A 22,815-nucleotide genomic window follows, 5' to 3' on the forward strand; every position below is an offset into this window, starting at 1 on the left:
GCCCCTGGCCGATCGCTCAGCCGGTGGCGCAGACGGTCCCGTTGAGGGTGAACGCCGTGGGCAGCACGTTCGGTCCGCTGTACGCGCCGACGAAGCCGGCGCTAACGGTGCCGCCGGCGGCGATCTCCCGGTTGTCGGTGGTGGGCGTGACCCGCACCGCGGTGCCGACCTGCTCCCAGGTGGCGCTCCAACCACTGCTCACCTGCTGCCAACCGGTGGGCCAGGTCCAGGTGAGCGTCCAGCCGTTGATCGGGCTGGACCCGTTGTTGATGATCTCGACGCCGCCGATGTAACCGTTGCCCCAGTCGTTGTTGGCGCTGAAGCGGACGGTGCACGTACTTGCGGAGGGGCTGCCGGTGGCGAAGGTGAGCGGCGGTGAGGCCCAGGAGACCCGTCCGGCGGTGTCGCGGGCCAGCACGTTGATGGTGTACCTGCTGCCCGGCACCAGGTTGTCGACAGTGAACGAGGTGGACGCCGTCTCGCCGAGCTGCTCGCTGACCGCGCCGTGCTGCCGGTGCACCTCGTACTTGACGATCGGGCTGGCGCCCGGGGTTGCCGCCGGCCAGGTGATTGTCGCGGCGCGGTCGGTGACGCCGCTCGCGGTCGGCTGGCCCGGTGCCGCCGGCTGTCCGGCGGTCGCGCCGGCCGGGCGCAGCACGAGCGTGGTCAACGAGTACGCCGGCAGCGTCCGGCTGGTCGCCGAGCCGGACTGGCTGGTGACGATGCCGGTGGCGCCGTTGGTGAGGGTGGACACCGTCGGCGCGACGGTCGACGGGGTGAACCCGGCGTAGTCGATGGTGACCGGGTGGTCGTTGTCCGGGTCTTTGTTGACCAGCAGCACGGCGAGGTCGCCGTTGCTCCGGCGGACGGCGTGGGCGGTGACCAGGGGCTCGTCGGTGCCGGCGCGAACGAACTGGTCGCCGGTCTTCGCGAAGAGCTTCATCATGCTCAGCCCGTGGTACGGCGCGAACGGTGTGTTCAGCGGCGGTTGGCAGACCGAGCCGTCCTCGGTGCAGGCCCCGCTGGAAAGCATCCCGAAGTCGCCGTAGTCGGTCTGACCGGCTACCTGCGTCACGGTGCCCATGCCGTTGTGCACGTTCCACCAGTGGGCGGTGAAGACACCGTTCTCCAGCAGCCCGCTGTAGACGTCGGCAAGGAACAGCGCGGCCGGTTGGGTGTTGCGGCCGGCGTCGACGTTCAGCTCGGTGAAGCTGATGCCGATGCGGTCGGCGTTCGGGCCGGCGTACCGGGCGAGCTGCTGCCGCAGCAGGTAGGTGGCGTCGGGGAGGTGGTTGACGCGGGCCAGCGACTCGGCGGCGGTGCCGCCCGGGTACCAGTGCACGTCCACGAAGTCGATCTTCGGGCCGGCGATGGAGAGCACTGTCTGGTTCCACGGGCCCGGATCGCTGCCGGCGGTGATTCCGTCCGGCCAGTTGCCCGGCATGGTCAGCACCGCTCCGACCTTGATGCTCGGGTCGACAGCCTTCATCGCGTCGGCGTACTCGACGACCAGCCTCGCGTGCTGTGAAGCGCTCTTGTCCGGGTGGTCGTCGGCCTCCCACGCGGACCCGTAGTGGCCGTTGCCGTAGTTCTCGTTGCCGACGGTCCAGTAACGCGCGTCGTAGCCCTTGGTCACGTTGGCGTACCGCACCCAGTCGGCGGCCTCCGCGGGCGTACCGGTGCCGTAGTTCGCGATGATCATCGGCTGCGCGCCGACGCGCCGGACGGCCGCCATGAAGGTGTCGAAGTCGGTCCCCGGCGCGACGTAACCGCCGGGCGCGGTGTGGTCCTTCCAGTGGTAGATGTCGGCGTACGAGCCGCCGGGGTAGCGCATCATCTGCACGCCGGCATCTCTGAGCAGGTCCGAAGTCTCGGCGGTGCCGAGGTTCGTGTCCCAGATGGCGTGGTTGACGCCGAGAGCGGTGTCCGGCACGGTCGCCAGTCCCGCGCGGGTGTTGACGGTCACGGTGACCGGGTCGGCCGCCGCGCTGGCGGTCGGTGGGTTGACGCCCGCGAGCGCGCTCGCGGCGAGCAGCAGGCCCGCCAGGAGTGCTGCTCGGGTCTTCGGTTTACGCATGGGCGGGGTTCCTTCACGCAGATGAGGCGCCCGACCGGTCAGGGTGCGACGCGGGGAGGGCGACCTCATGGACGGCAGACTCTGGTTAATCCATCGCTTGTGTAACCGTCCCCCGGAGATCACATCTGGATCCCGGCTGCCCAGTGGACGGGCGTCAGCCCCGCGCGCGGCTCTTCATCGACGTACCACAATGGCATTGTCGGCTCGACAATCTCAAGGTGCGTCAGGCGTCGTCTTCGCCGCGCTCGCGGTGCCCCGAACGACGCCCACGGACACTGACGGCAGCCAGCAGGGTGACGACCGCGGCGGCCAGTTGCAGCACGCCGACGAGCAGATCGACCACGCCGGAGAGGGCGGTAGCGTCTGGCAGATGGGTCATGAGACGGCCTCCGGGTTCGTGCCCACCGTCCGCTTCCTGCGGAAGGCCCTCCCCCGGGCCCAGCGGTAACCGCTTGAGCGCCGCCCTCATTGTGGCACCCACTCCGGCGGACGTCGCGCGCCCCGGGACCGCCCGGGCGCTTCCGTCGACCGCCTCTGCCCGGCCGCCGTGCTGCCGCGGGGTCCCCGACTCACGACAAGAGGAACCGCCGATGAGATCAAGGATCGCACTGCTGGCCGCCGCGCTGGCGACGGCCCTGGCGACGGCGACGGCCGTGGTCACGGTCGCCACCCCGGCGTCGGCCGCGACGCTCACCCAGGTGACCAACTTCGGCACCAACCCGACGAACCTTCAGATGCACCTGTACGTGCCGGATCGGGTCGCGGCCCAGCCGGCCCTGCTCCTCGCCCTGCACTACTGCACCGGCAGCGGCCCGGCGGTGCACAGCGGCTTCGGCCTGAGCACGCTCGCCGACCGCTACGGCTTCATCGTGATCTACCCGTCGGTGACCCGGAGCAGCAAGTGTTGGGACGTCTCGTCACCGCAGGCCCTGCGGCGCGACGGTGGCAGCGACCCGGTGGGCCTCAAGTCCATGGTCGACCACGTCCGGAGCCGCTACCCGGTCGACGCCAACCGGATCGGTGTGGGTGGGTTCTCCTCCGGCGCCATGATGACCAACGTCATGGTCGGCCTCTACCCCGACCTGTTCCACGCCGGTTTCAGCTCCTCCGGCGTCCCGTTCGGGTGCTTCGCGACCACCAACGGCGCGGAGTGGAACAGCGAGTGCTCCGGCGGACGCATCGTCCGGACCGGCCAGCAGTGGGGTGACCTGGTCCGCAACGCCTACCCCGGCTACTCGGGCAAGCGTCCCCGCTTCCAGATCTGGCACGGCACCACTGACACCACGCTGAGCTACGTCAACTTCGGCGAGCAGATCAAGCAGTGGACGAACGTGCAGGGCGTGTCGCAGACACCTAGCTTCACCGACTCGCCGCAGACCAGCGCCACCCGTACCCGGTACGGGGGCACCGGGGGCACGGCGCCCGTCGAAGCGATCAGCTTCCAGGGGTACGGCCACTCCATCCCGTTCGACGCCGCGCAGGCCGTCCGGTTCCTCGGCCTCGACACCACGAGCCCGACCACCCCGCCGCCCGGCGGTACGGCGGCGCCGCTGCGCAACACCGGCGCCAACCGCTGCCTCGATGTTCCGTCGCGGTCGCAGACCAACGGCACCCAGCTGACGTTGTGGGACTGCAACGGCGGCACCAACCAGCAGTGGACGTCGACCGCCGCGAAACAACTCCAGGTGTACGGCACGAAGTGCCTGGACGCCGAGGGCGCCGGGACCTCGCCGGGCACCCGGGTGATCATCTGGGACTGCAACGGCGGCACCAACCAGCAGTGGAACGTCAACACCGATGGCACGGTCACCGGCGTGCAGTCCGGCCTGTGTCTGACGCCCAACGCCGCCGGAACCGCCAACGGCACCCCTGCGGTCCTGTCGAGCTGCAACGGCTCGAACAGCCAGCGGTGGACCCGAAGCTGACGCGGTGACCGACGCCGGCGTACCCCGCCGGTTGCTCGTGCGGCGGGCTGCGGTGACGTCGTCGCCGAGGATGACGGCGTCCTGGCCCGGGTCGGGTCGCGTCCCGCTGCTCGGGCCCGGACTCCGAACAGCGGGACGCGACCCGGCGGCCAGGGCCGGGACCGACGGTCGTCATCAGGGCGGCCCGGGTATGAGCCGCTGCTCAGCGGTGTGCGCCGGGCAGGTGAGCGGACCGGTTGTCGTCGCACGACTGTCCCGGCTGCTGCGGTGCCCTGGAATTCCGGTGGCCGTTGATGCCTCGGCCGCGTGGCGCGCGGATCGCCCGATGGTGGTCTCGGGCCGTCTCGCGCCGGCCACGTGCCACCCGCCCCACGCCACGATCGTCGTCCGTCACGCCTTGAGCCAATGGCGACAGCTCCGTCACGCGGCCCGAGGTCGTTCGAGTATCGACGACTGTCCGTCACGTTAGCGCTAACAGCGAGCGATTGTCCATAGACAATGCTCTCCGTTCGCTGCCGCCCGGTGGTTCGTGAGCGCGGGCGGAATAGCCTTGCGGAATGCGGGGACGATTCGGCGCGGCCAGACGGTGGTACGGGGAGCACCGGCGGTTGGTCCGCCGTACGGTCCTCGCGCTCGCGGTGGGGGCGGTGGTACTGACCGGTGGCACGGTGGCAAGCGTGACGTGGATCCGCGACACCGCGGAGGGCCACCTCTACGGCGAGGCCGAGGTGCCGGACGCGCCGGTCGCCCTGGTCCTGGGCACCAAGGTGGACGCCGACGGCACGCCCTCACCCGTCCTCACCGCCCGGTTGGAGATCGCACGGCGACTGTTCGACGCCGGCAAGGTGCGGGCGATCCTCGTGTCGGGCGACAACATGAACGCCGACTACAACGAGCCCGCCGCGATGCGGAACTGGCTGGTGCAGCGGGGTGTACCAGCGCACAGGGTGGTGCCGGACTACGCCGGCTTCGACACGTACGACTCGTGCGCGCGCTGAGCGGATCTTCGGAGTGCGGCGAGCCACGGTGGTGACCCAGACCTTCCACCTTCCGCGCGCCGTGGCGCTGTGCCGGCGCCTCGGCATCGACGCCAACGGCGTGGGCGACGACAGCGCGAAGCGGTACGCCCAGACGTGGTGGTTCAGTTCGTCCCGGGAGAACGGCGCCTGCCTGAAGGCCGCGCTGGATCTGCTCTCCGGTCGGGACCCGGCGCACCTCGGCCGCCGGGAGACGGGCGTCGACGACGCGTTGCGCGTCGGCTGAGGACGGTCACGAGCGTGGTGGTGCGGCGCTGTCGCGGACGATGAGTTCGGTGGCGAGTTCGACCCGGGGGCTCTCGGTCCTCTCGCCGCCGGCGAGGCGCAGCACGGTTCGCGCGGCCAGCATGCCCATCTCGGCCAGGGGTTGCCGGACGGTGGTCAGCGGTGGCGAGCACCAGCGCACCTCCGGCAGATCGTCGAAACCGACCACGCTGACGTCGTCGGGCACGCGCAGACCCCGTTTGCGGACCGCCTCGTACACGCCGAGTGCCATCTGGTCGCTGGAGGCGCAGATGGCGGTGGGCGGGTCGGGCAGGGCCAGCAGTTGCGTACCCGCTGTGAAGCCTGCCTCGTGGTAGAAGTTGCCGGGGCGGATCAGGGCGTCGTCGATGGGGATCCCGGCGGCGCCGAGGGCGGCCCGGTAGCCGTCCATCCGGGCCCGGCTGCACATCAGGTGCGGCGGGCCGGCGATGAAACCGATGCGGCGGTGGCCGAGGCTGATCAGGTACTGGTTGGCACTGAGGCTGCCCGCCCAGTTGGTGGCGCCGATGGTGGGCGACTCCTGCGGGTCGACCCCGGCCGGGTCGATGATGACGACCGGCAGGTGGAGCCGGCGCAGCTCGGCCTGCAACGGTGGGTTCACCATCGAGGTCACGAAGATGATTCCCTCTGTGGAGCGCGTACGCATGTTGTCGAGCCACTGCTTGGCCGAGGAGATGCGCCAGTGGATGGCCGACACGACGGTGCCGACGCCGCTGGTCTGGCCGACGTCCTCCACCCCACGGATGATCTCCACGGCCCACGGGCTGTCCAGATCGTTGAAGACCAGGTCGATGAGGGCGGCGTCGGTACGCCGGGCCGGTGACCGGCGGCGGTAGCCATGCCGGTTGAGTAGCGCCTCGACGCGTTCCCGGGTGTCGGGGGCGACGTCGGAACGGCCGTTGATGACCCGGGAGACGGTGGGCACGGAGACACCGGCCAACCGCGCGATCATGGCGATGGTGACGTTTCGGCCGTTCTCCGTGCCCACGGTCCCCCCTGCGTCCTGCTGGAAACTTCGGGTCTGCTAGCGGTGGTGCGGTGTCATCCCTTGACGCTGCCGGTCAGGCCGCCGATGAGTTGACGTTCGGCAACGGCGTAGAAGCCCAGGGCCGGCACCATGGACAGCACGACGTAGGCGAGCACCCGTGCGGTCTCGGCGGTGTACTGGCCCTGGAACGCCTGGACTCCGACGGGTAGCGTCCACCAGCTCTGGTCGGTGAAGACGACCAGCGGAAGCATGAAGTTGTTCCAACTGGTCACCGCGGCCAGCACCGACACGGTGGCCAGGGCGGGACGGGCCATCGGCAGCAGGACCCGCCAGAAGAACCCGAACGAGCCGCAGCCGTCGAGGACGGCGGCCTCCTCGACCTCGGCCGGGATGGTACGGAAGAACTGACGCAGGATGATGATGGTGATCGGCAGCCCGAAGGCGGCCTGGGGCAGGATGACGCCGAGCGGGTTGTCCAGCAGGCCCATGCCGCGCAGCAGGACGAACAGCGGCAGGATGGCCACCGCGAACGGGAACATCAGGCCGATCGCGAACAGGGTCACCAGGAACTCACGACCTCGGAAGGCGTACCGCGCGAAGACGAACGCGGCCATCGCCGCCGCGGCGACGACGATGAAGGTGCTGCTCACGGCGACGAGAAGGCTGTTGCCGAGCTGCCGCCAGAACACCTCGGACGCCAGGATGTCGGTGTAGTTCGACGGCACCCAGGGGTCGGGCCACCCCAGCGGGTTGGTGGAGAGCTGACCGTTGTCCTTGAAGCCGCCGAGCACACCGAACCAGACCGGTACGACGATGAGCGCTCCGACGACGACGCAGACGAGGTGCAGCACGAGGCTGCGGGTCCGCTGGGCGCGGTTCGCCGTGCCGATCATCGCTGGCCTCCCTGGTTGGTGATCGCTCCCGCGGTGTCGCGACGCAGGACGATGCGCTGGTAGAAGAGGGCGAAGACGAGGCTCAGCAGGAACATGACGATGCTGATGGCGCTGGCGTAGCCGACCTCGAAACGACGGAAGCCGTACTCGTACATCGTCACGGCCATGGTTTCCGACGAGTGGATCGGGCCGCCCCGGGTGAGCACCCAGACCATGTCGAACAGTTGGATGGTGCCGATGACCGACAGGAAGATGCTGATGCGGATCGTCGGCCCGAGCAGTGGCAGGGTGACGTGCCGGAACGCCTGCCAGGCGGTGGCGCCGTCGGTGACCGCGGCCTCGGACAACTCCTTGGGAATGCCCTGGCGCGCGGCCAGGAAGAGCATCATGTAGAGGCCGAAGTACTTCCAGGACACCACGAGGAAGACGGCGTACAGCACGGTGTCCGGGTCGGCGAAGACCGCGCCGGCGTCGGCGCTCAACCACGTCGCGATCGCGTCGCCCAGACCCCGGTTGGGTGAGAACACCAGATCGAACAGGACGGCCGTGGTGACCTCGGAGAGCACGTACGGTGCGAAGAAGATCAGCCGGTAGGCCGCACGACCCCGTAGTGGCTGATTGAGCAGCATGGCCAGGGCCAACGCCGCGGGCAGCTGGACGACCAGGGACAGCAGCACCAGCACGAAGCCGCGCCACAGGTCCCCGCGGAAGGTCGGGTCCTGGAAGGCGCGGGTGTAGTTGTCCAGCCCGATGAAGTTCTCCGGCAGCCCGAAGCCGTTCCACTTGTAGAGGCTGGCGTAGCTGGCCACCAGGATGGGGGCGACGACCAGCAGCAGGAACAGCACCAGGGCTGGTGTGAGGAAGATGGCGAGGACGCCGCCGCGGCCCGGCCGGGGCTGGCGGCCACGCTGTCGCGCGGTGCCCGGCCCCGGTGCCGGCGGGTCCGTCGCCGGGTCGCCGTGCCTGGTGTCCGACACGGTCGATGGGCTGGTCATGCCTACTCCACAGGGGGTTCGCCGGCTACGGATGGGTGGGTGGTCACGGTCAGACGGTCTTCGCCACCTGGGTGATGTCCTTGACGATCTGGGCGGGCGACTTGTTGCCGGCGACCAACTCGGCGACGCTGTCGTTGATCTGCGACCCGAGCGCCGGCGCGTACGCCTGGTCGAGGTAGAGCTGGAAGCCGGTGTAGCCGGCCAGCGTCTCCGCGACGAGCTTGCCGTTGGCGTCGGGGATGGCCGTCGCGGCCTCCTTCACCGTCGGTAGCACCGCGCCGGTCTGCGCGGACTTGCGCTGGTTGTCCGCGCTGAGCAGGAACTTCAGGAAGTCCACGGTGGCCGCGGGGGCGTCCTTGCCGATGGCGAAGCCGTTGCCGCCGCCGAACACCTCCGTCGTGGCGCCCTTGCCACCCTCGACGGTGGGGAAGGGGAAGAAGCCGAGCTTGTCGCCGAGGCCCTTCTTGCTGGTGGAGCTGGACGCCTGCACCGCCGGCGCCCACTGCCCCATCAGCTCCATGGCCGCCCCGCCGTTGCCCATGGTGGCGGCCTGCCCGTCGGGCGTGCCGTACGCCGCCCCCAGGAACCCCTTCTGGAACGGCTGCAGGTCGACGAGTTCCTTGAGCCGGTCGCCGGCGGCGACGAGGTCAGGGGTGTCGAAGTTCTTGTCGTCGACGGCCTTCTGCAACGCGCCCACCCCACCGATGCGCATCGCGAGGTAGGACCAGTAGAAGTGGGCCGGCCACTTGTCCTTGCCGGCCAGGGCGATCGGGGTGATGCCGGCGGTCTTGAGCTGGCGGACCGCGTCGAGCACGCCCGCCCAGGTGGTGGGCGCGGCGGTGATGCCGGCGCGGGCGAAGAGGTCCTTGTTGTACCAGAATCCGACCATGCCGATGTCGAACGGAACGCCGTAGATCTTGTCGTCGATCGTGTACGGCTCCATGGCGGCGGGCAGCAGGCCACCGATCCACGGCTTCACGTCGTCGGTGATGTCCTTGACCAGGCCCGCGTCCACCTGCTGCTTGAGCACGCCACCACCCCAGGACTGAAAGAGGTCGGGCGGGTCACCGGCCTGGGTGGCGGTGGTGAGCTTGGCCTTGAACGCCTCGTTCTCCAGGGGCTGGATGTCGAGGGTGACGTTCGAGTGCGCAGCCTTGTACTCGTTGGCCAGCGCCGCCCAGACCGGCAGCATCGGCTCGGTGTTCTGGATGTGCCACCAGTTGATGGTCTGCGGGGCGTTCGGGTCGCTGGACTCGTCGTCGCCGCAGGCGCTCAGCAGGAAGGCGCCGGCGCCGGCACCGGCGAGGCCGAGCAGCGTTCGGCGGGAGAGGTGCGTGGTCATGATCCATCCCTTCGGGGACTTCCGGGGTGCTCGGACGCCGGCTGAGCGGGCGGGGGCGGGGATCTACGGATCTCCGAAACTTTCAATGCTTCGCCGGTAATACCGATCGATGGCCGGCACGCTACGAGCTGTTGTCGCAACGGTCAAGACCTCTGTCCTATTGCGAAAAGACCGGCTAGCGTAGGCACAACCTTCAATGGCCGGGGACCGCGAGTTTCCGGAAGTTACCCCAGAGGAGCGCTCGTGTCGACCGACATCGCTACCGTGGCGACCGCTACCCGGTCGATCCGCAATCCCATCCTTGCCGGGTTCCACCCGGACCCGTCGATCCTGCGCGTCGGCGACGACTACTACCTGGCCACCTCGACCTTCGAGTGGTATCCAGGCGTGCTCGTGCACCACTCGCGCGATCTGGTGAACTGGCGCAGCCTCGGTGGGATCATCACCGACCGGCGCCTGCTCGATCTGCGCGGATGCGGCGACTCCAACGGGGTGTGGGCGCCCGACCTGACATACCACGACGGTCAGTTCCACCTCGTCTACAGCGACGTGGCCAGCTTCGCCAGCGGCTACTGGGATCCGCAGAACTTCGTGGTCACCGCAGAGGACATCACCGGCCCCTGGTCCGATCCGGTGAAACTGCACGGGCGCGGGTTCGACGCGTCGCTGTTCCACGACGACGACGGCACCACCTGGCTGCTGGGCATGAGCGCGGACTGGCGACCCGGCCGCGACCGCTTCGGCGGCATCGAAATCCAGCAGTACGACAGGGTCGCACGCCGCCTGGTCGGCAGCCCTCGCATCCTGTTCACCGGCTCACCGGTCGGGGTCACCGAGGGCCCGCACCTGTACCACCACGACGGCTGGTACTGGCTGATCACCGCCGAGGGCGGCACCAGCTGGGAGCACCAGGTCACCGTGGCGCGGTCGCGGGAGCTGTTCGGGCCGTACGAGGTGGCCCCGGACGGGCCGCTGCTCACCTCTTTCGGGCGACCCGACCTGCGGTTGCAGAAGGCGGGTCACGGCAGCCTGGTCCGCACGCAGAACGGCGAGTGGTACCTGGCCCACCTGGTTGGCCGCCCGTACTCCCCGCTGGGCAACTGCGTGCTGGGTCGGGAGACCGCGATCCAGCGGGTCGAGTGGCCGTCGGACGGCTGGCCGCGGATCGCCGGAGGGGTGCCCGCTGACGACGTCGTCGCACCCGACCTGCCCGCGCACCCCTGGCCGGCGGAGCCCGAGACGGACCACTTCGACGGCCCCGAGCTGGGCCGGTGCTGGTCGACGCTGCGTCGGCCGGCCACCCCGGACTGGGTCGACCTGCGAACCCGCCCGTCGTACCTGCGGGTCCACGGCGGGCAGTCGCCGGTCGGCCGTCAGGCACCCAGCCTGGTCGGGCGACGCGTCGGGGCACGGGAGTGCTCGCTGGAGACCGTGGTGGAGTTCGAACCGGCCGACCACCGTCAGCTCGCCGGGATCACCGCCTACTACAACACGCTCAACTGGCACCACCTCTACCTGACCCGGGCCGACGACGGCCGGACGGTGCTGGAGCTGCTCAGTTCCGACAACGGGCGGCGCACCGCGTACCCCGAGCTGACCGTCGATGCCGACGGCGTCACCCGGGTCGGCCTGCGGGCCGTCTTCGACGGGCCGGCGGTGCGCTTCGACTACGACATCGGCGCCGGTTGGCAGCGGCTGCCGGTCGAGCTGGACGCGACCATCCTGTCCGACGAGCACGCCGCGCTGATCATCGACGGTGAGCCGGCGGCGTGGGGCTTCACCGGGGCGTTTCTCGGCCTGTGGGTGCAGGACCTGGGCGGCGACGGTGTGCACGCCGACTTCGACCTGGCCACCTACCGGGAACAGTGACCACGCGGACGGCACTCGGCGGGTGCCGTCCGCGTGCCGACTCGTCCTACCTGGCCTGAGCGGCCACGGCCCGTAGCTGGCCGAGAGTGGTGCGGAAACCGTGGCCGGACACGGCCGGGTCCTCGGCGTTCAGGCCGCTGACGGCCACGGTCTGCGAGCGGGTCGTGGCGACCGCCTCCGCGCCGGACCCGGTCAGGTCGAACACGCCGAAGTCGCCGCTGAGCGTCCGGAACGTCGGGGCGGTCGGGTCCTGGGCGAGGTAGAGCACCACGACCTGACCGACCTCGAGCTTCGACATGTGCGCCATGTCCGGCACACCGGCGGGCAGCGGGATGAGCGTGATCCGCTCCCCCGGCCCGCACTGTCGATCCGGTCGTCGGCGCAGCACCTCGTCGACCCGGAACCCGGCCGCCTCGACCTCACCGCGTACCACCAGGTCCGCCGCTGAGCTGCCGCACGGCGGCGTACCACGCAGCTTGCCCTTGATCGGCGGGGGCGCGACGTCGGTCGGCGTGGCCGCGCCGCACCGGCAGGTACGTCCCGCCAACGACGGGATGAACAGGTGCCGTCACGCCTCGCGGTCGCCAATTGACGAGAAATCGACGTACTGGTATCTGTTAATACAGTTTCCTGATGCTCGCGGTGCCCGCCGGGGCCGAACCGCCGCGCCGGGCCACCGACCGGCCGGCGGCGCGCCGCCCCTTCCCCGAGGAACACCATGGTTCACAAAAGAACAGCCGCCTACGTCGTGGGCACCCTGCTGGTCGGCGTCGCCGCAGTCGGCTACGGCCTGCCGTCGGCGAGCGCCGCGACCGCCGGCCCGATCACCGGCCTCGGCGGTAAGTGCATCGACGTGGCCGGCGCCAGCTCGGCCAACGGCACGCCCGTCCAGCTCTACGACTGCAACGGCAGCGCGGCCCAGACGTGGACCGTCGGCAACACCGACACCTCGATCCGGGCACTCGGCAAGTGCCTCGACGTCACCGCCGCGTCGACCGCCGACGGCGCCAAGGTTCAGCTGTACGACTGCAACAACACCGGCGCGCAGAAGTGGACCGCCACCAACGGCGCGCTCGTCAACTCCGGCTCCGGCAAGTGCCTCGACGTCACCGACCGGAGCACCGCGAACGGCGCCCGGTTGCAGATCTGGACCTGCGGCGGCACCACGAACCAGCGGTGGACCCTGCCGGGCGGCGGCAGCACCCCCACGCCCACCCCCACCAACCCGAGCGGGACCAACCTCGACGACCCGGCGAAGAAGAACGTCGCCATGCAGCTCGTCTCGGCCGCGGAGAACTCCTCGCTCGACTGGCGCGCGCAGTTCTCCTACATCGAGGACATCGGCGATGGGCGCGGCTACACCGCCGGCATCATCGGCTTCTGCTCCGGCACCGGCGACATGCTCGAACTGGTCGAGGCGTACACCCGCACCAAGCCGGGCAACGTGCTCGCCGGCTACCTGCCGGCGCTGCGCAACGTCAACGGCACCCCTTCGCACGCCGGCCTCGACCCCAACTTCCCCCGCGACTGGCGGACCGCGGCCACCGACTCGGTGTTCCAGGCCGCCCAGGAGGCCGAACGCGACCGGGTCTACTTCAACCCATCCGTACGCGACGGCAAGAACGACCAGGTCCGGGCACTCGGCCAGTTCGCCTACTACGACGCGGCGGTCATGCACGGGTACGAGGGCATGCGCCAGATCCGCAACCGCGCCCTGAACCGGGCCAAGCCGCCAGCCCAGGGCGGTGACGAGCGGACCTGGCTCAACGCCTTCCTCGACGAGCGGGTGGCCGAGATGAAGAAGGAAGAGGCCCACTCGGACACCTCCCGCGTCGACACCGCCCAGCGGGTGTTCCTCAACAACGGCAACTTCAACCTGAACACGCCACTGGTGTTCGCCGTGTACGGCGACCAGTTCCGCATCGGCTAGTTCGGAACCCGCAGACGCTCAGGGCGCCGCCTCGCGGCGCCCTGAGCCGTGCTCGGGACCGGAGGCAGCCTTGCCTTGACGCTGACGACAAGGTTTAGCCTGGTCGCGACAGACTGGTCGAGGAGGTCTGATGCTGATCGGCGAGCTGGCGGAACGAGCCGGCACGAGCACCCGAACGCTGCGCTACTACGAGGCCCACGGGTTGGTACACCCGCAGCGTTCGGCGAACGGCTACCGCGTCTACGACGAGGCGGAGCTGCGGGTCGTCCGGGAGATCCGGGCGCTGCTCGACGTCGGCTTCGGCCTCGACGACGTCCGTCCGTTCGTCGCCTGTTTGCGAGCGGGCAACGCGTCCGGCGACGTCTGTCCGGATTCCGTGCTGGTGCTGCGACGCAAGCTCGCCGAGGTCGACGACTACCTCGATCGGCTCGGAGCGGTCCGTCAGCAGTTGCACACCCAGCTCACCCACGCAATCGCGCACCGGGAGGAAACATGCCCCAGGAGACGAGCGTCAGCCCCCTGATCACCGTCACCGACGACACGTTCGCCGAGCTGGTGCTGGCCAGCGACCGGCCCGTGGTCGTCGACTTCTGGGCGGAGTGGTGCCCGCCGTGCAAGATGATCGAGAAGAGCCTTGTCGAGCTGGCAGGGGAGTTCGGCGACCGGATGGCCATCGCCAAGCTCAACTCCGACGACAACCCGCAGGCCACGCGGCGCTACGCAGTCATGTCCCTGCCGACGCTGCTGGTGTTCCGTGGGGGCGAGGTCGTCGGCTCGATCGTCGGGTCCAGGCCGAAACTCCACCTGCGGCAGAGCCTGACCATGCACGCCGGCCTGTGACCGTCACCGCCGGTCGAGTGCCGCCTCCTGCTGTTGAGCGTGGCGACGGTGGTCCTCACGGTGGCGGCACGGGTCCTCGCCGGGCGGGTGGTGGAGACGATTGCCGATGGCGCCGACATCGGCGTCGTGATGTGCGGGTGAACTGACCCCTGCTGCTGCTCGACGTCGACGGTGTCCTCGGCCCTACGGCAGTCCCCAACCGCCGCCCGGGAGGAGTCCAGCACCGACGAGCCTCCGGTGACCAGCCGACACATCGATCATGGTGGCTGAAAGTGTCGTACACCTGTTCTAGCCTCGGGTCATGGTTGAGGAGTTGGCGCAGACAGACGATGCGATCGCTGCCTGCGTCGACGCCGCCGCCTGGGCCCTGCCGGAACATGAGCTGATCGCCGCACTCGATGCCGCGCACCGCCTTCAGCAACGCCTCGCCGCCGTCACCCTCACCCTGATCCGCGAGGTCGACGGCCGCGGCACAGCCCGCACGCAGGGCGCGTCCTGCACCTCGGTGTGGCTGCGCGAACGGCTGCGACTCACCGTCCCCGCGGCCCGCCGCCTCGTCGACCTTGCCACCGCTCTGGACACCGGCAATCCCGGGATACGACAAGCGCTAGCCGACGGGCACCTCAGCCTCGACCAGGCCCGGGTCATCTCCGACACCGCCGCCACCGTGCAGGCCACCGCTGGCCCCGAGGCCGCCGACAAGGCAGTCAGCCTGCTCGCCGACTGGGCCAACCAGTTCGACCCCACCTACCTGCGCAAACTCGGCACGCGCATCCTCGACCACGTCGCCCCCGACATCGCCGACGCCGCCGCCCGCACCGCCCTCGACGCCGAGGCACGCCGTGCCGCCCGCGACCGGCGCCTCACGTTGTCCGAGCAGACCGACGGCCGACTACGACTCACCGGCACCCTCGACACCGAAACCGCCGGCCTCCTGCGGGCCGCCATCGACCCACTGACCGCACCATCCGGACCAGACGACACCCGCTCCCCCGGTCAACGCCGCCACGACGCCCTCGCCGACATCTGCCGACTCACCCTGCGCGCCACCGAACTGCCCGAACACGGCGGCGACCCCGCCCAGATCGTCGTCACCACCAGCTACGACGAGCTGACCCGGCAGCTGAGCAGTGGCACCCTCGACACCGGCCTCAGCCTCACACCGGAGGCCGTGCGTCGGCTGGCCTGCGACGCGACCCTCCTGCCCGCCGTCCTCGGCGGCGCCGGCCAGGTCCTCGACGTCGGCCGACAACGCCGCCTCATCACCGGGCCGCTGCGCCGCACCCTCGTGCTCCGCGACTGCGGCTGCGCGTTCCCCGGCTGCGACCGCCCACCGCGCTGGTGCCACGCCCACCACATCCACCACTGGGCCGACGGGGGCGACACCAGCCTGGCCAACGCCGTCCTGCTCTGCGGCCACCACCACCGACACCTGCACCACAGCGACTGGACCGTCCCACTCGGCCGCGACGGCCACCCCGAATTCGTGCCACCCGCCTGGCTCGACCCCGAACAACTCCCCCGCCGCAACCACTACCACCGACGAACATAGGGGCAGGCAGCCGAGAACGATCACCCCTTGTCGGGTCGACACCGTCGCCCACAGCACACCACCTAAGGCATCCTAGGAGGCTGGTTGTCAGGTACGCGCCGCGAAGGCCGAAGCGCCGAGCGGCACGTCCCGGGCGCATGCCGGCCGAGTCGAGAAGAGAGCTGATCGCAGCGGCTCGCACTGACCCGCAGCAGCTCACGACGGCCTGCTCCGGGAGCGACCCGCAGCGACCCGCGACGGTTCGTGGGCCAACCGCCACCGGCAGTGCTTCACGGACGCGAGGTCGTCGTCGTTGAGCCCGGTACCGGATGTCGTCGACGGGACCGATGTGGTCCTGGCTACGAGCACCGTGAACAACCCGTAGCTACGGTTTCGCGTGGCGACTTGACCTCAAGCTCGGGTGAGGTCCTAGCCTCCGGTATCGGAGGTTACGCATGAGCATGGAAGTTACCGCGTGGATGTCCCTGCACCACGCGATGAACGCGCAGGATGAGCGGCCGCTGTCCCGCGCCACCTTGAAGCGGATCGCGCAGTTCGCGCGGCCACACCGCGCCTTGATCGTCAGGTTCCTGTTGTTGAGTGTGGTGACGGCGGTCCTCACGGTGGCGGCGCCCGTACTCGCCGGTCGGGTGGTCGACGCGATCGTCGACGGCGCCGACAGCGGCGTGGTGATCCGCCTGGCCGTACTGATCGCCGTGATCGCCCTCGCCGAGGCCGGGCTGGGTCTGGTGACGCGATTTCTCTCCGCCAGCATCGGTGAGGGGCTCATCGTCCAACTGCGGACGGCTGTCTTCGACCACGTTCAGCGCATGCCGGTGGCGTTCTTCACGCGAACCCGCACGGGTGCACTGGTCAGCCGCCTGAACAACGACGTGATCGGCGCACAGCGGGCGTTCAGCGACACCCTGTCGAGTGTGGTCGGCAACGCCGTCACGCTGATGCTGACGTTGGCCGTGATGCTCACCTTCTCCTGGCAGATCACACTGCTGGCGCTCGTCCTGCTGCCCATTTTCGTCCTCCCGGCTCGCCGGATGGGTTCGCGGCTCGCTCAGTTGCAGCGTGAAGCGGCCGAGCACAACGCGGCCATGAGCACCCGGATGACAGAACGTTTCTCCGCGCCCGGTGCCACGCTGGTCAAGCTGTACGGGCGGCCGGCCGAGGAGTCCGCCGAGTTCGCGGCGCGGGCACGTCGGGTCCGGGACATCGGCATCCGCGCCGCGATGCTCCAGTGGGTCTTCATCACCGCGCTCACCGTCGTCGGCTCGCTGGCACTGGCTCTGGTCTACGGGCTGGGTGGTCTCTACGCCCTCCGGGGCAGCCTCGACGCCGGGACGGTGGTCGCCCTCGCGCTGCTCCTGTCGCGGCTCTACGCACCGTTGACCTCGCTGGCCAGTGCTCGGGTCGAGGTGATGAGCGCGCTGGTGAGCTTCGAGCGGGTGTTCGAGGTCCTCGACCTCAAGCCGCTGATCCTCGACAGGTCCGACGCCCGGCCCCTTCCGGAAGGGCCGGTCGCTGTCGAGTTCGACGGGGTCCGGTTCGGTTACCCCTCGGCGGACAAGGTGTCGCTCGCGTCCCTGGAGGACGTGGCGAAGCTTGATACCCGCGGCGGTGAGGAGGTGCTGCACGGGGTGTCGTTCCGCGCCGAGGCGGGACAGATGGTGGCGCTCGTCGGCTCCTCCGGGGCGGGCAAGTCGACGATCGCGCAGCTCGTGCCTCGCCTGTACGACGTCGAGGACGGCGCGGTGAAGCTGGCCGACGTCGACGTACGTGAGCTGTCGGCCGAGTCGATCCGGACGGCGTTGGGCGTGGTGACCCAGGACGGGCACCTCTTCCACGAGAGCATCCGCGCAAACCTGGCATTCGCCCAGCCGGACGCGACCGAGGACGAGATGTGGGAGGTGCTCCGGCGGGCCCGACTCGACGACCTGATCCGCTCACTCCCCGATGGGCTGGACACCGTCGTCGGCGAGCGTGGATACCGCCTGTCCGGTGGGGAGCGGCAACGGCTCACCATCGCGCGACTGCTGCTGGCCCGTCCGCGCGTCGTCATCCTCGACGAAGCCACAGCGCATCTCGACTCCACCTCCGAGGCGGCGGTGCAGGACGCCCTCGCCGAGGCGCTGACCGGCCGGACGAGCGTGGTCATCGCGCACCGGCTCTCCACCATCCGGGCGGCCGACCAGATCCTCGTCGTGGAGGCGGGACGCATCGTCGAACGCGGGCGACACAGTGACCTGCTCGCGGCTGGCGGCCGCTACCACGAGTTGTACCGCACCCAGTTCGCCCAGGACCAGCCGACGGTCCAGGAGCAACGCGTCGCCATATGAGGCACGCGGTGGTCGGTCCGCCCACGAGGGACAGTCCGACCACCGCGTCACAGCGCGCCGCCGCTCACGCCATGGAAGCACCCGAGGTGAGCGACGACAGCGGTCAGTCGTCGTTGTCGTCGTTGTCGTCGTCCTTGTCGTCGGCGTCGTCGTCATCGTCCTTGTCGTCAGCGTCGTCGTCATCGTCGTCGACCGGCTCCTGCTCGGCCTTGACCACCGAGCCGTTGTCCCGGTCGACGTCCACCTCGTGCTCGGTGTCGCCGGCGACGATCTCGACGCTCCACACCGGTCGGCCGTTCTCCTGCTCGGCTTCGACCTCGACGATCTGACCGCCACCGGCCTTGGCGAGCGCGATCTCACCGGCGCGCTTCTCGTCGACCGCGCTACCCGCGGGCGCGCTGCCGGTCGACGGCACACCAGACGGCGTTCCGCTCGACGGCGTACCCGATGGGGTTCCGGCCGACGGCGAACCGGTGACTACCGGCGCGTCGGTGGCCGTCGGCGCGACGGTTGCCGCGGCGAGTGCCGTGCCGCCGGTCCGCGAGTCGTTCGCGGCGTTGACGCCGAGCGCGACCCCGGCCACCGCCAGCACCGCCGACCCGCCGACCGACGCCAGAAGCAGATTGGTGCGCTTCATCGTGGTGTCCACCTTTCCTCGGTTGTCGACTTCGAGGATCGGCCAGATGTGGATAGCACCGCGCTGTCCGGACGCTAAGGGCGGGTTAAGGCCGTCGAGGGGCGGGTCAGCCGCGTCGGTTGAGTTCCGCTTCCAGCCGCTGGACGAGAGTCTTGCGGTCCTTGCTGGCGCGCTCGTTACGCAGCGCGGTCTTGAGCTGTCGCGTGTCGAGGCCACGGACCAGCTTGGCCGCCTCCGCGACCGACATCTCCGTCATCCGTCCGGCCGTGGTGGCGTCCCGACGCGCCCGTTTGGCCGGCCCGGTGTTGGCAACGTACTGCTTGCCGGATCGGGACGCTTCGCGCTTTTTCGTATCGGTCGCGCGCTTCTGGTTCTCCGACATCTCCTCCCAGGCCTTCTTGGGCAGGTATCGACTCGTCGTGGCGCCCTTGCGCGCACGCGTGTCGCCCTCCTTCGTCTGCCATTTCTCGTTGCCCCAGCGCTGGAGAGACTTCTGCCGCTCGTCCTTTTCGCCCAGGAATCCGCCGCCGCGCTTCTTGTACTCCTGAGTGACCAGCTGCGACTTGCGCGCCGACCACTGCCCCGGCCGGCCGCCCTTGTCGGAAGCCTTGATCTCTTCCTTGATTTGCTCTCTGAGCTCGGGTTTCGTATACCGCGCCATGACTGGCAGCTACCCGGCACCGCAGCGGCTATGCGTCCCGCGGCGACGTCGGAGGCCCGAGCCGGAGCAGCACCTGCGCACCGCCGTGCGGGCCGGCCCGCAACTCCAGTCGACCGCCGGCGGCCTGCGCGGCGCGCCGGGCGATGTCCAGGCCGAGGCCGGTGGACCCGGCCGCGCTGGAGCCCCGCCGGATCGCCCCGGCGGGCATGCCCGGGCCCTCGTCGGCGACCGTGAGGACCACCTCGCCCGCCTCACGGGCGAGCCGGACGGCGAACGGCGTCCCGTCGGGGGTGTGCGCGAAGACGTTGCCGAGCAGGGCGTCCACGGCCGCCGTCAGGTTGTCGGCGGCCACACCGACGGGAAGGGGGCCGGGCGTCAGGTCGAGGGTGACGGCCCGGCCGGTGTCCTCGGCCAGCACCGACCAGAACGCGACCCGGTCGGCGACGATCGCCGCCGCGTCCGACGAGGCCGGTTGCGCTGGTGCGTGCCGCCACCGGGCCTGCCGGATCAGCCCGGTGACCGCGCGTTCGAGCCCGTCGGCGGCGGCGGTGATCCGGGCGGCGTCGTCCGGGTCCCGCAACGAATCGGCCTCCAGCCGCAACGCGGTCAGCGGAGTACGCAGCTGGTGGGACAGGTCGGCGACCTGTTCACGCTCCTGCACCAGGAGCACCTGGATCCGGGTGGCGAGATGGTTGAGCGCGCCGGCCACCTCGCGCAGCTCGGGCGGGCCGGCCGGCGTGACCCGGGCGTCCAGCTCGGCGTTGGCCAGCCGGTGTGAGACGGCCGAGAGGTCGCTGATCGGCCGGACCAGGGTGCGCGCCAGCCGGTCGGCGACCAGCAGCCCGATCAGCACGAGGATCACGCCGAGCAGGGCCAGCACCAGCCAGGCCCGGGTGACCCCGGCGGTCAGCTCGCGCTGCGGCACCGCGATCCGGATCACCCCGGTGCCGTCCGCCCGACCCTGTACGGCGATGACCACCTCCCGGCCGGCCGCCGACTCGCCGGTGAGGCTCTGTCCGCGCGCGGCGAGGGCCACCGCTGGCGTGCGAGGCGTCTGGGCGCCGAGCACCGTACCGTCGGGCAGGAAGACGCTCACCGGTCGGCCGGACTCCGCGGCGAGTTGCTCGACGGTGAGCCGGATGGTCGCCGCGTCGGCGGTGCCGACCACCGGCACGAGGCTCTGCGCGTCGGCGGTGGCCCGGACGGTGGCCCGGTCCTCGGCGACGGTGCGGACCAGCAGCGCCAACGGCACCAGGAACGCGATGAGGGTGAGGACGCTGACCGCGGCGACCAGCAGCGCGAGACGCGCCCTCACGGCTGCGCCGCCGGGGCTTCGAGACGCACCCCGACACCACGCACGGTGTGCAGGTAGCGGGGCTGTTGGGCGTTCTCCCCCAACTTGCGACGCAACCAGGACAGGTGCACGTCGACGGTCTTGTCGGCACCGCCGTACGGGATCTGCCACACCTCCGTGAGCAGCTCACGTTTGGTGACCACCTGGCCCGGACGGCCGGCGAGGTGGTGCAGCAGATCGAACTCACGGGGCGTCAGCTCGACCGCGACCCCGTCCAGGGTCACCTGCCGGGCCCGGGGGTCGACGCGGAGCCCGCCGACGACGAGCGCCGGGACCTGCCCGTCGGCACCGGAGGGGCCCCGCCGCAGCACCGCCCGGACGCGGGCGTCGAGCTGCGCCGCGGTGAACGGTTTGACCACGTAGTCGTCGGCGCCCGCGTCGAGCACCCGGACGATCTCGGTCTCGTCGTCACGCGCCGTGGCCACGATGACCGGCACCGCACTGACCGCGCGCAGCATCCGCAGCAGCTCGCGGCCGTCCAGGTCGGGCAGGCCCAGGTCGAGCACGACAAGGTCGGGTCGGTCCTCCAGCGCGTCGCGGAGCCCGGCCATCGCGGTCGAGGCCGCCGCCACCGCGTGGCCGCGTTCGCGCAGGGCTCGGATCAACGGGGTACGGATCGTCAGGTCGTCCTCGATGAGCAACAGGCGGGCCACAGCTGGCAGGCTAACCGCTGCGGCTGGCAGCGCGGCGCACGTTAACCACGCCTTAGCGTTCGGATGTGCCAACGACAAGGACGGATCGGGGATAGTCAGGAGATGGGCCGTCGTTCGATCCTCGTCGCCACCGGTTGGGTGGCCACCGCCGCCATCGCCACCCTGATCGGCTTGGGCGCGATCCGGTTGGTGGGCGAGAGCCTCACCGGCACGCCGGGTGGGGTGCGCAGCGAGGCCGAGATCGAACGGGCGCTCGCCGCACCGGAGCCGGTGACCACCGTCGCCACGGGAACCGCCTCGGCCGCGCCGGGCACGACGGGCCCCGCACCGAGCGCCAAGTCCGGGGCTCGCCGGGGGTTCGCCACGGACGGCGGCACGGCCGTCGCCGAGTGCGGCGTCGGCGGCGTACGCCTCGTCTCCTGGGCGCCCGCGCAGGGTTACCGGGTCCGCGACGTGGACCGGGGCCCGGACGACGACGTCGAGGTCACGTTCCAGGGGGCGACCCGGGAGTACGAGTTGAAGGTGCGCTGCATCGGCTCGGAGCCGGTGGCCGTCGCCGACGACTGACGTCCTCGGAGCAGGTGAGGTGAGAGTTGCGGCGGTTCACCGGCTCCGTAGGGCGTCCACCAACCTCCGGAGCGTCGCGCGCGCATTCTCGAGATCGCTGAGGCTGAGGCCCGCTCGCTCGACGGCGTCCCGGCGGTCGGCGTCCGAGCGTTCCAGGAGGCTGGTGAGCGTGGCCAGCCCTGCTGTCGTGAGTGTCACCAGTGGCGCGCGGCGGTGATCGGGGTTGTCGTGCAACTCCACCATTCCGGCACGGGCCAGGTCGTCGACCACTCGCTGCACGCTCTGTCGAGTCAGGCCAAGTCGGCGCGCCGCGCTCGCGACGGTGCGGGAGCCGTCGGAGAGCACGCTCATCACGTGCCATCGGGCGGCAGTTTGTCCAGCCTCTCGGGCCAGCTCCTCGCTTGAGCGCCGAGACTCGCCTGCCAGTTCGTACACGTCTGCCATCAGCAGCCGATACGCGTCGACCCGGTCCTGCTTCCGTTCGGTCATCTCCGGCATGCTAGCGCACATTGACAGCCTATTACTGGGATGACAGCATGCTGTCATGATTCTTCGACTGTGGAGCGGGTGGACCGAGCCCGCTCTCGCTGACGCCTATGACCGGCTGTTGACGCAGGACATCGCGCCCGCGATCCTCGCCCGGGGCGTGGCCGGGCTTCGGGAGCTTCGGGTTCTGCGTCGTTCCCCGCAGGAACTGGACCCCGCCGAGGGCGGCGAATTCCTGACCGCCATGACATTTACGGACTTCGCCGCGGTGTCGGCCTTCACCGGCGGCGATCCGTCAACCTCCGTCGTCCCGCCTGCCGCCCGTGACCTGCTCGGGCGCTTCGACCGGCGGTCCCGGCACTATCTCAGTCGTGCGGTGTTCCGCGACGGTGGCGGGAGAACCGCGGTCGGATGAGCG

Annotated in this window: 21 protein-coding genes and 1 pseudogene; 10 read left to right on the plus strand and 12 right to left on the minus strand. The window is 70.3% G+C overall.

Going from position 1 to position 22,815, the window contains the following annotated elements; genetic code table 11:
* Window positions 1–16: 16 nt before the first annotated feature.
* A complete protein-coding gene (locus ACIA47_RS02835) occupies window positions 17–2,077 on the minus strand; it encodes a cellulose binding domain-containing protein (RefSeq protein WP_396704914.1) in 2,061 nt (686 codons plus the stop codon).
* Window positions 2,078–2,300: 223 nt separating this feature from the next.
* Window positions 2,301–2,456: a hypothetical protein gene (locus ACIA47_RS02840; RefSeq protein ID WP_396704916.1), complete on the minus strand. Its 156-nt coding sequence runs from the start codon at window positions 2,454–2,456 to the stop codon at window positions 2,301–2,303.
* Between the two features lie 211 nt (window positions 2,457–2,667).
* Between ACIA47_RS02840 and ACIA47_RS02845 the strand changes: the two genes are divergently transcribed.
* The gene (locus ACIA47_RS02845; protein WP_203123725.1) at window positions 2,668–4,002 is read left to right on the plus strand and encodes a PHB depolymerase family esterase; all 1,335 of its coding nucleotides are present in this window, start codon (window positions 2,668–2,670) and stop codon (window positions 4,000–4,002) included.
* A gap of 557 nt (window positions 4,003–4,559) precedes the next feature.
* A pseudogene (locus ACIA47_RS02850) lies at window positions 4,560–5,265 on the plus strand (vancomycin high temperature exclusion protein).
* A 6-nt stretch (window positions 5,266–5,271) separates the two neighbouring features.
* Here the strand turns inward: ACIA47_RS02850 and ACIA47_RS02855 are convergent.
* The 4 genes from ACIA47_RS02855 to ACIA47_RS02870 form a co-directional block, all read right to left on the minus strand.
* The gene (locus tag ACIA47_RS02855; RefSeq protein WP_238411570.1) at window positions 5,272–6,255 is read right to left on the minus strand and encodes a LacI family DNA-binding transcriptional regulator; all 984 of its coding nucleotides are present in this window, start codon (window positions 6,253–6,255) and stop codon (window positions 5,272–5,274) included.
* An 89-nt stretch (window positions 6,256–6,344) separates the two neighbouring features.
* Window positions 6,345–7,184: a carbohydrate ABC transporter permease gene (locus ACIA47_RS02860; protein ID WP_396704917.1), complete on the minus strand. Its 840-nt coding sequence runs from the start codon at window positions 7,182–7,184 to the stop codon at window positions 6,345–6,347.
* The gene (locus tag ACIA47_RS02865; RefSeq protein WP_396704919.1) at window positions 7,181–8,179 is read right to left on the minus strand and encodes a carbohydrate ABC transporter permease; all 999 of its coding nucleotides are present in this window, start codon (window positions 8,177–8,179) and stop codon (window positions 7,181–7,183) included. The genes ACIA47_RS02860 and ACIA47_RS02865 overlap by 4 nt, the downstream gene beginning before the upstream one ends.
* 49 nt (window positions 8,180–8,228) lie before the next feature.
* Complete coding sequence (locus tag ACIA47_RS02870; protein WP_203123753.1) at window positions 8,229–9,521, minus strand: extracellular solute-binding protein; 1,293 nt, start codon at window positions 9,519–9,521, stop codon at window positions 8,229–8,231.
* Between the two features lie 243 nt (window positions 9,522–9,764).
* Between ACIA47_RS02870 and ACIA47_RS02875 the strand changes: the two genes are divergently transcribed.
* Complete coding sequence (locus tag ACIA47_RS02875; RefSeq protein WP_396704922.1) at window positions 9,765–11,390, plus strand: glycoside hydrolase family 43 protein; 1,626 nt, start codon at window positions 9,765–9,767, stop codon at window positions 11,388–11,390.
* A gap of 46 nt (window positions 11,391–11,436) precedes the next feature.
* Here ACIA47_RS02875 and ACIA47_RS02880 read toward each other — a convergent pair whose 3' ends face one another.
* Window positions 11,437–11,937, minus strand: a complete 501-nt coding sequence (locus ACIA47_RS02880) for a hypothetical protein (RefSeq protein ID WP_396704924.1) — start codon at window positions 11,935–11,937, stop codon at window positions 11,437–11,439.
* Between the two features lie 171 nt (window positions 11,938–12,108).
* Here ACIA47_RS02880 and ACIA47_RS02885 point away from each other — a divergent pair, with 171 nt between their 5' ends.
* From ACIA47_RS02885 to ACIA47_RS02905, 5 genes are all read left to right on the plus strand, one after another.
* On the plus strand, window positions 12,109–13,320 hold the full coding sequence (locus ACIA47_RS02885) for a chitosanase (RefSeq protein WP_396704926.1): 1,212 nt from the start codon (window positions 12,109–12,111) through the stop codon (window positions 13,318–13,320).
* A gap of 130 nt (window positions 13,321–13,450) precedes the next feature.
* Window positions 13,451–13,843: a MerR family transcriptional regulator gene (locus ACIA47_RS02890; protein ID WP_328653675.1), complete on the plus strand. Its 393-nt coding sequence runs from the start codon at window positions 13,451–13,453 to the stop codon at window positions 13,841–13,843.
* Window positions 13,813–14,160, plus strand: a complete 348-nt coding sequence (gene trxA / locus ACIA47_RS02895) for a thioredoxin (RefSeq protein WP_396704928.1) — start codon at window positions 13,813–13,815, stop codon at window positions 14,158–14,160. Before ACIA47_RS02890 ends, trxA begins: the two co-directional genes overlap by 31 nt.
* 301 nt (window positions 14,161–14,461) lie before the next feature.
* Complete coding sequence (locus ACIA47_RS02900) at window positions 14,462–15,712, plus strand: DUF222 domain-containing protein (RefSeq protein WP_396704930.1); 1,251 nt, start codon at window positions 14,462–14,464, stop codon at window positions 15,710–15,712.
* Window positions 15,713–16,146: 434 nt separating this feature from the next.
* The gene (locus ACIA47_RS02905) at window positions 16,147–18,039 is read left to right on the plus strand and encodes an ABC transporter ATP-binding protein (RefSeq protein WP_203122208.1); all 1,893 of its coding nucleotides are present in this window, start codon (window positions 16,147–16,149) and stop codon (window positions 18,037–18,039) included.
* Window positions 18,040–18,142: 103 nt separating this feature from the next.
* Here the strand turns inward: ACIA47_RS02905 and ACIA47_RS02910 are convergent, their stop codons facing one another.
* The 4 genes from ACIA47_RS02910 to ACIA47_RS02925 form a co-directional block, all read right to left on the minus strand.
* Window positions 18,143–18,676, minus strand: a complete 534-nt coding sequence (locus tag ACIA47_RS02910; RefSeq protein WP_396704933.1) for a PepSY domain-containing protein — start codon at window positions 18,674–18,676, stop codon at window positions 18,143–18,145.
* A gap of 106 nt (window positions 18,677–18,782) precedes the next feature.
* Window positions 18,783–19,337 carry a DUF5872 domain-containing protein gene (locus tag ACIA47_RS02915; protein WP_210781415.1) on the minus strand — a complete coding sequence of 185 codons (555 nt, stop codon included), beginning with the start codon at window positions 19,335–19,337 and terminating at the stop codon, window positions 18,783–18,785.
* Window positions 19,338–19,365: 28 nt separating this feature from the next.
* Window positions 19,366–20,652, minus strand: coding sequence for a HAMP domain-containing sensor histidine kinase (locus tag ACIA47_RS02920; protein WP_203122203.1), 1,287 nt, complete (start codon window positions 20,650–20,652; stop codon window positions 19,366–19,368).
* On the minus strand, window positions 20,649–21,344 hold the full coding sequence (locus tag ACIA47_RS02925; RefSeq protein ID WP_356974974.1) for a response regulator transcription factor: 696 nt from the start codon (window positions 21,342–21,344) through the stop codon (window positions 20,649–20,651). Before ACIA47_RS02925 ends, ACIA47_RS02920 begins: the two co-directional genes overlap by 4 nt.
* 102 nt (window positions 21,345–21,446) lie before the next feature.
* On the opposite strand from ACIA47_RS02925, the gene ACIA47_RS02930 reads away from it, so the two are divergent.
* Window positions 21,447–21,911, plus strand: coding sequence for a septum formation initiator (locus ACIA47_RS02930; protein ID WP_203122202.1), 465 nt, complete (start codon window positions 21,447–21,449; stop codon window positions 21,909–21,911).
* Window positions 21,912–21,947: 36 nt separating this feature from the next.
* Here ACIA47_RS02930 and ACIA47_RS02935 read toward each other — a convergent pair whose 3' ends face one another.
* The gene (locus ACIA47_RS02935; protein WP_203122201.1) at window positions 21,948–22,400 is read right to left on the minus strand and encodes a MarR family winged helix-turn-helix transcriptional regulator; all 453 of its coding nucleotides are present in this window, start codon (window positions 22,398–22,400) and stop codon (window positions 21,948–21,950) included.
* Window positions 22,401–22,455: 55 nt separating this feature from the next.
* Between ACIA47_RS02935 and ACIA47_RS02940 the strand changes: the two genes are divergently transcribed.
* Window positions 22,456–22,812 carry a hypothetical protein gene (locus ACIA47_RS02940; protein WP_396704936.1) on the plus strand — a complete coding sequence of 119 codons (357 nt, stop codon included), beginning with the start codon at window positions 22,456–22,458 and terminating at the stop codon, window positions 22,810–22,812.
* The last annotated feature ends 3 nt before the right edge of the window (window positions 22,813–22,815 follow it).

The sequence above is a fragment of the Micromonospora sp. NPDC051227 genome (genome assembly GCF_044455385.1).
In the GTDB taxonomy this organism is placed as follows: Bacteria; Actinomycetota; Actinomycetes; order Mycobacteriales; family Micromonosporaceae; genus Micromonospora.